At 69.7% G+C, this 5,014-nt stretch carries 4 protein-coding genes and 1 pseudogene; all 5 read right to left on the bottom strand.

What is annotated here, in order from left to right; translation table 11 throughout:
- A pseudogene (locus tag KHC23_RS24605) lies at positions 1-582 on the bottom strand (polyribonucleotide nucleotidyltransferase); the annotation flags it as partial.
- 246 nt (positions 583-828) lie between these two features.
- The gene (rpsO, locus tag KHC23_RS23255; RefSeq protein WP_213376093.1) at positions 829-1,098 is read right to left on the bottom strand and encodes a 30S ribosomal protein S15; all 270 of its coding nucleotides are present in this window, start codon (positions 1,096-1,098) and stop codon (positions 829-831) included.
- A 276-nt stretch (positions 1,099-1,374) separates the two neighbouring features.
- Positions 1,375-2,424: a tRNA pseudouridine(55) synthase TruB gene (gene truB, locus KHC23_RS23250; RefSeq protein ID WP_213376092.1), complete on the bottom strand. Its 1,050-nt coding sequence runs from the start codon at positions 2,422-2,424 to the stop codon at positions 1,375-1,377.
- Complete coding sequence (gene rbfA / locus KHC23_RS23245) at positions 2,421-2,843, bottom strand: 30S ribosome-binding factor RbfA (RefSeq protein ID WP_213376091.1); 423 nt, start codon at positions 2,841-2,843, stop codon at positions 2,421-2,423. The genes truB and rbfA overlap by 4 nt, the downstream gene beginning before the upstream one ends.
- A 146-nt stretch (positions 2,844-2,989) precedes the next feature.
- Positions 2,990-5,014: translation initiation factor IF-2 (gene infB, locus KHC23_RS23240; RefSeq protein ID WP_213376090.1), on the bottom strand; the 2,025-nt coding region annotated here is incomplete at its 5' end.

The raw sequence follows: 5,014 nt of genomic DNA, 5'->3' as shown, positions 1-5,014 counted from the left end.
CTTGGCCTCGGACTCGACCATCAGCACGGCGTCGCCGGTGCCGGCGACCACGAGGTCGAGCGCCGATTCCTTGACCTCGTCGAGGGTCGGGTTCAGCACATATTCATTGTCGATGAAGCCGACACGGGCGCCGCCGATCGGGCCCATGAAGGGCGCGCCCGACAAGGTGAGGGCGGCGGAGGCGGCGACCAGCGCCACGATGTCCGGGTCATTTTCGAGATCGTGCGAGAGCACGGTGATGATGACCTGGGTCTCGTTCTTGTAGCCTTCCGCGAACAGCGGGCGGATCGGGCGGTCGATCAGGCGGGAGACCAGGGTCTCCTTCTCGCTCGGACGGCCTTCGCGCTTGAAGAAGCCGCCCGGGATGCGGCCGGCCGCATAGGTCTTTTCCTGGTAGTTCACGGTCAGCGGGAAAAAGTCCTGGCCGGGCTTTGCCGTCTTGGCGGAAACGGCGGTGGCGAGCACCGTGGTGTCGCCATAGGTCGCGAGCACGGCGCCATCGGCCTGGCGCGCCATGCGGCCGGTCTCGAGGGTGAGCGTGCGCCCGCCCCAGTCGAGTTCCTCGCGGTGAATATCGAACATGTCTGTCTCTGGCTTTCCGAAACGGGGCCATGGGCAAGACGGCGAGAGGCTCGCCCCGGGCGCCCCCGGGGCACCACGGAACTGCAAGCCTCCGGCGATCCTGCCATGGCGCGCCGCTTCACTATCGGTCCCGGCGAGCCCCATGCCCGCCGCATCTTCACGTCTCGGCACCGCGGGTCTTCCGCCGGCGCCGTCTTCGAAAGCACGCGAGGCCCGCACCCTGGGGGGCGAGCCTCGCGTGTTGCCTCAGCGGCGGATGCCCAGGCGCTGGATCAGCGACTTGTAGCGGGCTTCCTCGGTCTTCTTGAGATAATCGAGAAGGCCGCGGCGCGCCGACACCATCTTGAGCAGGCCACGACGGGAATGGTTGTCCTTGGCGTGGCCCTTGAAGTGGCCGGTGAGGTTGGCGATGCGCTCGGTGAGGATCGCGACCTGCACTTCGGCCGAGCCGGTGTCGCCCGGCTTGGTGGCGTATTCCTGGATGAGCGCCTGCTTGCGCTCGGCAGTGATCGACATCGGGATCTCCTTTTCCATAAGGGAGGGGATGAAGCCGCGCTCGCGCGCCGCTTCGGGCCATTGGCGCGGGCCGAGCCGGGATGTCGTCCAGCACGGTCGATGCGACAATGGGTTCGCGCGGACGAGGGGTCCGCGACGCGCGCGCACCATACACGAAAACGCCGGCGAGGCCAGCGCCGTATGGAGCGGCGCCTTGCGGGAGGCGATCCCGGCCCTCGCCGCGCGTGGCCGGGATGACGGGGAGCGGCTCCGACCTTCCCCCCGCCTTTACCGGCCTCACTTGCCGGAGTGGAAGATCCGCCTGGGGTGGATCTCGCCGGCCTCGGCCTCGCCCAGTGCGACGAGGCGGCCGCCGGCGGTGATGGCGACCGGGCCTTCCAGCACCGGCGCGTCGCGTCCGCGCAGGATGATCGGCTGGCCATGGGCGAGGCGGGCGGCGTCGGAGGACGAGACGCGCAGCGCCGGCAGGCTGTCGAGCCCGATCTCCACCGGGCGCAGGGCGAAGCTCGGCGGCGCGTCGTCCATCGCCTCGGAGACTTCGCGCAGTTTGGCCAGCGGGATCAGCTCCTCCTCGGCGAAGGTGCCGACGCAGGTGCGGCGCAGTGCCGAGATGTGGCCGCGCGCGCCCAGCGCCCGGCCGAAATCGCGGGCCAGCGAGCGCACATAGGTGCCCTTGCCGCATTCCGCCTCGAACACCGCGTGGTCGGCATCCGGCTGCTCGACCAGTTCGAGCGAGTGGATGACCACGGTGCGGGCGGCGAGATGCACCTCGATGCCGTCGCGGGCGAGGTCATAGGCGCGCTCGCCATTGATCTTGAGCGCCGAATAGTTCGGCGGCACCTGCTCGATCTCGCCGCGGAACGCCGGGAGAAGATCGAGGATCGCCTCGCGGGTCGGGCGCAGCTCGGAAGTCTCGGTGGGCTGGCCCTCGCTGTCGTCGGTATCGGTCTCGATGCCCCAGCGCACGGTGAAGCGGTAGACCTTGCGCCCGTCCATGACGAAGGGAACGGTCTTGGTGGCCTCGCCGAGCGCGATCGGCAGGCAGCCGGAGGCGAGCGGGTCGAGCGTGCCGGCATGGCCGGCCTTCTTGGCCTGGAACAGCCACTTCACCGCCCCGACCGCCTGGGTCGAGGTCATGCCGACCGGCTTGTCGAGCAGCACCCAGCCATCGACATCGCGCTTGGGCCGGCGCTTGCGCGGCGCCTCGCGGGAGGTGTCGGCGGGCGCGGCGTCCCGGGGGCCGGCTTCGCGGGGATTGGCGGGCAGGCCGGCAGGCACGGCGTCGCGCACCTCCTCGCCCAGGCTGGAGTCGAGGGGGGCGTTCATGCGTCGTCCTCTTGGGTGTCGCTCTGGTCGGTGTCGAGGTCGCGCTGCACCTGCGGCAGGCGCAGCAGCGCGTCGATGCGCGCGCCTTCCTCGAACGAGGTGTCGATGCGGAAGCGCAGCTCGGGGATGGATTTCAGCGCCACGCGGCGGCCGATCTCGCCGCGCAGCGGCTTGGCATTGGTCGCCAGCGCCTCGATCGCCGCCTTCGGGTCCTTGCCGCCAAGCGGCATGACATAGCAGGTGGCGATCTTCAGGTCCGGGCTCATGCGGACCTCGGGCACGGTGATCAGCACCCGGGCCAGCGCCGGATCGGGCAGATCGCCGCGCGCCAATATGTCGGAAAGGGCGTGACGCACCAGCTCGCCCACGCGCAGCTGGCGCTGGCTCGGGCCCGCGCCCGAACTCGCTTTGTTCTTCATTCTGTACAAACCTTCAAGGCCCCGCCCGCGTCAGGGGGCAAAGGGGCCGGCCTCGACCGGAGCGAACGGGCTTGGACCGCGCACCCCCGTGGAAAGGCCGCTCCCGCGTGCGGGAACGGCCAAAGCGTTGCGTGCTTGCCTCGCGCTCAGAGCGTGCGCTGCACGACCTCGACGCGGTAGCACTCGATGACATCGCCGGCGCGCATGTCCTGGTAGTTCTCGAACGACATGCCGCATTCCTGGCCGGCGTGCACCGTGTTGACCGCATCCTTGAAGCGGTTCAGCGTGGCGAGCTTGCCTTCGTGGATCACGACATTGTCGCGGATCAGGCGGACATGCTGGCCGCGCTCGACGGTGCCGTCGGTGACCAGGCAGCCGGCGACCTTGCCCACCTTGGAGACCGCGAAGATCTCCTTGATGAGGGCGTTGCCGAGCATGGTCTCGCGGTTCACCGGGGCGAGCAGGCCGCCCATCGCCGCCTTCACGTCATCCACCAGGTCGTAGATGATGTTGTAGTAGCGGATCTCGATGCCGGCGCGCTCGGCCGCGTCGCGCGCTTCCTTGTTGGCGCGGACGTTGAACGCGATGATCGCCGCGCCCGCCGTCTCGGCCAGCGTCACGTCGCTCTCGTTCACGCCGCCGGCGCCGGAGTGGATGATGCGGGCCTGCACCTCGTCGGTGCCGAGCTTCTCCAGCGAGGAGGTGATCGCCTCGATCGAACCCGACACGTCGCCCTTGATGATGAGCGGGAATTCCTTCCGCCCGGCCGTCTTGGCCTGGCTCATCATCTGCTCCAGCGAGCCGCGGACGGTGGCGGAACGGGCCGCCGCCTTCTCGCGCTTCTGGCGCTGGCGATAGTCGGTGATCTCGCGGGCGCGGGCCTCGTTCTCGACCACGGCGAGACGGTCGCCCGCCTCCGGCGTGCCGTTGAAGCCGAGCACCTCGACCGGGAAGGACGGGCCGGCCGACGCCACATTGGCGCCCTTGTCGTCGATCAGGGCGCGCACGCGGCCCATCTCGGCGCCGGCGACGACGATGTCGCCGACCCTGAGCGTGCCGCGCTGCACGAGCACGGTGGCCACCGGGCCGCGGCCGCGGTCGAGCTTGGCCTCGATGACGGTGCCTTCCGCGTCGCGGTTGGGGTTCGCCTTGAGGTCGAGCACTTCCGACTGCAGGGTGATGGCTTCCAGCAGCTTGTCGAGATTGGTCTGGGCCTTGGCCGAGACCTCGACTTCCAGCGTGTCGCCGCCGAGGCTTTCCACCTGCACCTCGTACTGCAGCAATTCGCTGCGCACGCGCTCGGGCTTGGCGTCCGGCTTGTCGATCTTGTTGATCGCCACGATCAGCGGCACCTTGGCGGCGCGGGCGTGGTTGATGGCCTCGATGGTCTGGGGCATCACGCCGTCATCGGCCGCCACCACCAGCACCACGATGTCCGTCACCTTGGCGCCGCGGGCGCGCATCGCCGTGAAGGCGGCGTGGCCGGGTGTGTCGATGAAGGTGATCTTGCCGCCGAGCGGCGAGGTTACCTGATAGGCACCGATATGCTGGGTGATGCCGCCGGCCTCGCCGGACACGACATTGGCCTTGCGGATGGCGTCCAGCAGCGAGGTCTTGCCGTGGTCGACATGGCCCATGATGGTCACGACCGGGGGACGCGACTCCAGGTGCTCGTCGGTGTCCGTGGTGTCGAACAGGCCTTCCTCGACGTCGGATTCGGCGACGCGGCGCACGCTGTGGCCGAGTTCCTCGGCGATCAGCTGGGCGGTGTCGGCGTCGATCACGTCGGTGATCTTCACCATCTGGCCCTGCTTCATCAGCAGGCGGATGACGTCGACCGCGCGCTCGGCCATGCGGTTGGCCAGCTCCTGGATGGAGATGGTCTCCGGCACCGTCACTTCGCGGGCGATCTTTTCCTTGGCCTCGACATGGCGATGGCCGCTCATGCGCTGGGTGCGGCGGCGGAACGAGGCGACCGAGCGCTGGCGCTCGTCGTCGGACGACTGGGCGGTGACGACGGTCAGGCGGCCGCGGCTCTTCTCCGGGCCGGCCGGACGGGTCGGCTTGGCCGGGGCGGCCGGGCGCGCGGGCGCGCCGCCGGGACCACGGCGCACCGGGCGGCGATCGTCTTCCTCGGCGTCCATCGGGCCGCGCGGCGTGGCGACGCGCGG

Source organism: Ancylobacter dichloromethanicus, from assembly GCF_018390645.1.
In the GTDB taxonomy this organism is placed as follows: domain Bacteria; phylum Pseudomonadota; class Alphaproteobacteria; order Rhizobiales; family Xanthobacteraceae; genus Ancylobacter; species Ancylobacter dichloromethanicus.
The sequence above is the reverse complement of the archived record's forward strand: the minus strand, read 5'-3'. Positions and strand labels throughout refer to the sequence as shown.

Excerpts from the sequence above, each read along its gene's own strand:
- rpsO (WP_213376093.1), bottom strand. The coding sequence starts at position 1,098 with ATGTCGATCACTGCCGAGCGCAAGCAGGCGCTCATCCAGGAATACGCC.
- truB (WP_213376092.1), bottom strand. The coding sequence starts at position 2,424 with ATGAACGCCCCCCTCGACTCCAGCCTGGGCGAGGAGGTGCGCGACGCC.
- rbfA (WP_213376091.1), bottom strand. The coding sequence starts at position 2,843 with ATGAAGAACAAAGCGAGTTCGGGCGCGGGCCCGAGCCAGCGCCAGCTG.